The 2796-nt window shown below is 30.2% G+C and carries 3 protein-coding genes and 1 pseudogene; 3 read left to right on the top strand and 1 reads right to left on the bottom strand.

The window, feature by feature from the left end; genetic code table 11:
* Positions 1–82: 82 nt before the first annotated feature.
* Positions 83–371 (top strand): annotated as a pseudogene (locus ANHYDRO_RS11015) (transposase); the annotation flags it as partial.
* Between the two features lie 73 nt (positions 372–444).
* Here ANHYDRO_RS11015 and ypfJ read toward each other — a convergent pair.
* Entirely contained in the window at positions 445–1302 is an 858-nt protein-coding gene (gene ypfJ, locus ANHYDRO_RS09265; protein ID WP_039914604.1) for a KPN_02809 family neutral zinc metallopeptidase, read from the bottom strand.
* 123 nt (positions 1303–1425) lie between these two features.
* Between ypfJ and ANHYDRO_RS09260 the strand changes: the two genes are divergently transcribed.
* Together ANHYDRO_RS09260 and ANHYDRO_RS09255 are read left to right on the top strand one after the other, a co-directional pair.
* A complete protein-coding gene (locus tag ANHYDRO_RS09260) occupies positions 1426–2253 on the top strand; it encodes an exodeoxyribonuclease III (protein ID WP_004815971.1) in 828 nt (275 codons plus the stop codon).
* A 309-nt stretch (positions 2254–2562) separates the two neighbouring features.
* Positions 2563–2778, top strand: coding sequence for a diacylglycerol kinase family protein (locus ANHYDRO_RS09255; protein WP_004815970.1), 216 nt, complete (start codon positions 2563–2565; stop codon positions 2776–2778).
* Positions 2779–2796 lie beyond the last annotated feature (18 nt).

The raw sequence follows: 2796 nt of genomic DNA, 5'->3' as shown, positions 1-2796 counted from the left end.
TATCTCTTACGACTTATCCTTAAGTCCTAATTTAAACAATATATAATATGTTAACAAAGCATTTAATAAATTTCCAAACTAAAACTTAATATTACATTCAGATCAAGGTTGGCAATACCAACATAAATATTATATAAATGAACTTAAGAAACATGGTATAATTCAATCAATGTCAAGAAAGGTAATTGTTATGATAACTCAATTATGGAAACTTTTTTTGGAAGATTAAAGAATGAAGTTTATTATGGTTACGAAAAGAGCTATAGCTCTTTTGAAGAATTTTCGGAAGCAATAGAAAATATATCTATTATTACAATAACGAAAGAATTCAGGAGAAACAAAATGGATGCCACCTACAAGATATAGGTTAGCATCCACTACAACTAATTAATTAAATATTGTGTCCAGTTTTATGGGTACACATCAATTTTTTGCACCTATTTTTTATATATTTATTTTTATTTCATAATCGAGATTTTTGAAAAATTCCATAGAATGTTCTATGTCATGATACTTATATCCCATATCAAAGGCATTTTTTCGATCCCTACTTGATCCGTGAGTAAATTTATCTGGATTTATATTAGATCCTGACATCTCTTGAATTTTATCATCACCAATCGATGAGGCTGCCTTCATAGCTTCTTCAATATCACCTTTTTCTAAATATCCTTTTTCTTTAGAATAGTAAGCATACACTCCTGCAAAATAATCAGCCTGTAATTCTTGGGCAACAGAATATTTATTGTATTCTTTTTCAGATAATTGCTTTTGTAGTTTTTGGGTTTGATTTAAAATTCCTAATTCATTTTGAACATGATGACCTACTTCATGGGCTAAAACATAGGCGAAAGCAAAATCTCCACCAGCTCCATAGGTATTTTTTAATTCATCATAAAAAGAAACATCAATATAAACTGCCTGATCAAGTGGACAATAAAAAGGACCCATTCCAGATTGAGCTATACCACAGGCAGATTTTGTTGATCCTGTATACAGGGTCATTTGTGGTTCATTATAAGTCAAATTATACTCAGAAAATTTTTCATGCCACATATCTTCAGTATCAGCAAGAACAACCGATAAAAAATCTTCAAGCTCTCTTTGTCCTTCAGAAATATTTTCTTCGTATTGCCTATTTTGTCTCTGATCAACATTTCTATCGTTAATAACCGATGGGTCAGCTCCTAAAAAATAAAAAACCAACATTAAAACTAATCCACCAATTCCTCCACCAAAAACAAGTGGTGTGCTAGAAGCTCTATTTACGTTCGAACTTTTTCGTCTATTTTTCCATTTCATTTTAACCTCCAAATTACTTCTCATAATTACTAATACCCTAAATAATATTTAAATTTCTTTAAATTGCTAAAATTATTAAAATTGGTAAAGTGTTTTTAATAATATAAAAATAAAGGAGTTACAATGAAAATTATTTCGTGGAATATAGATTCTCTAAATGCAGCCCTAACAAGCGATTCAAATAGGGCGAAAATGTCTAGAGATGTTTTAGATACTATTATTAAAGAAGATGCAGATATAATTTGTCTTCAAGAAACAAAATTGCCAAGGACTGGTCCTAGTAAAAAACATAAGGAAATTCTGGAAAGCTATTTCCCTCAATACAATTATGCTTGGATAAGCTCACAAGAACCAGCAAGAAAATCATACGCAGGGTGTTTAACATTTTATAAAAAAGAATTTGAGCCAATAATTTCTTATCCAACTTTGGATGCACCTGATACAATGGATCAAGAAGCAAGGCTAATTACTTTAGAATTTGAGAATTTTTATTTAACGCAAGTTTACACACCAAATGCTGGTAGTGGTTTAAGTAGGCTTGATTTAAGACAAGTTTGGGATAAAAAATATGCAAATTATCTAGAAAAATTAGATCAAAATAAGCCTGTTATAGCTTGTGGAGATTTTAATGTGGCACACAAAGAAATTGATTTGAAACATCCGGAAAATAATCACAAGTCAGCAGGATTTACTGATGAAGAAAGAAGTGGATTTACAAACTTACTTAATAAGGGATTTGTTGATACATTTAGATACCTTCACGGAGATGTAGAAGGAAAGTACACTTGGTGGGCCCAAAGAGTTAAAACAAGTAAAATAAATAATTCTGGCTGGAGAATTGATTATTTTATAGTTTCCGATAGGATAAAAGAGAAAATTAAAGAGTCTGACATGATAGATTCAGGAGATAGGCAAGATCATACTCCTATATATATAAATATGGACATGTAAAAAGAGCAGAAAAACTGTTCTTTCAGACTGTTGACAAACTAAAAATTTTCCCATTTCGACCGAGTGTAACGAGCGGAGAAATCTCAAGAGATCTCTCCATGCGTTCGTTTCACTCACTTAGTCGAGATGGTACTTAGCTTAATTTTATTTCAAATAAAATATTATCTAATTTCATACTTTGTCTATGCTCTGAAAGAACAGAAAAACTGTTCTTTTTTATTTTCATAGGGTATATAAAAAATGAAAGAAGATTTAAAATAAATTGGTATTTATTTTTAAATACCTTTTTTAATTTCTATAGGAGTATTTATGAAAAAATGTATGATAATTGAAAATCCAAATTCTGGCGATGGCAAAAATGATGAATATATGGAGGGCTTAATTGGCAAATTAGAAAATGAATTTGATCAAGTAGTTCATAAAAGACTAAAAAGAAGGCGATGGGGAAAATTTTCCAAAATGCTTGCCTTGAAAATACGATTCTATTTTGTAGTTGGCGGAGACGGAAGTTTAACGAAGTCATAAATGGTATTCAAAATGGAT

This window comes from Anaerococcus hydrogenalis DSM 7454 (assembly GCF_000173355.1).
Classification (GTDB): Bacteria; Bacillota; Clostridia; order Tissierellales; family Peptoniphilaceae; genus Anaerococcus; species Anaerococcus hydrogenalis.
The sequence above is the reverse complement of the archived record's forward strand: the minus strand, read 5'-3'. Positions and strand labels throughout refer to the sequence as shown.

Coding starts and splice junctions, on each gene's coding strand:
- ANHYDRO_RS09260 (WP_004815971.1), top strand. CDS start 1,426: ATGAAAATTATTTCGTGGAATATAGATTCTCTAAATGCAGCCCTAACA.
- ypfJ (WP_039914604.1), bottom strand. CDS start 1,302: ATGAAATGGAAAAATAGACGAAAAAGTTCGAACGTAAATAGAGCTTCT.
- ANHYDRO_RS09255 (WP_004815970.1), top strand. CDS start 2,563: ATGAAAAAATGTATGATAATTGAAAATCCAAATTCTGGCGATGGCAAA.